This is a genomic window from Pseudoalteromonas sp. G5_S1_14_S5 (assembly GCF_054968605.1).
Window position 1 is genome coordinate 1 of sequence record NZ_JBQKUM010000237.1, and the last position, 414, is coordinate 414.

The 414-nt window shown below is 42.5% G+C and carries 1 protein-coding gene and 1 tRNA gene; one reads left to right on the forward strand and one right to left on the reverse strand.

Annotated elements, in window-relative coordinates:
- The first annotated feature begins 95 nt into the window (after window positions 1–95).
- Window positions 96–172 (forward strand) — tRNA-Pro (locus ACTRWI_RS22705).
- Between the two features lie 134 nt (window positions 173–306).
- Here ACTRWI_RS22705 and ACTRWI_RS22710 read toward each other — a convergent pair.
- Window positions 307–387: a helix-turn-helix domain-containing protein gene (locus tag ACTRWI_RS22710; protein WP_499129960.1), complete on the reverse strand. Its 81-nt coding sequence runs from the start codon at window positions 385–387 to the stop codon at window positions 307–309.
- Window positions 388–414: the final 27 nt, after the last annotated feature.

Sequence of the window (414 nt, forward strand, 5' to 3'; positions counted from 1 at the left end):
AAATCAGTTTTACAGGCTGGTTTTTCACCCGTGATATTCTTATCTAAGATTATTCTAGTTGACGCATATGAAAAAACTTATTAGATTAAGCTTATCGGACTGTAGCGCAGCTTGGTAGCGCACCGTCATGGGGTGTCGGGGGTCGCTGGTTCAAATCCAGTCAGTCCGACCAAAAATCTTTGAGATAAAGTGGGAAGTTCCTAAGAACTTTCCCCTTTCAAGCTGCTCGGCAACATCCGCAGAGTTCTAACAGTCATGATATGTACCGGAACTTATCGCTATCAAACTCCATGCTTGTGATCTCGTTTAATTTTTTCTGAAGTTGCCTCTATTGATACCCAACATTCTTGCCGCCTTAGATTGGTTACCGCGAGTGTGCGTTATCAACTCGGAAAATAATACATCAAGTACCGT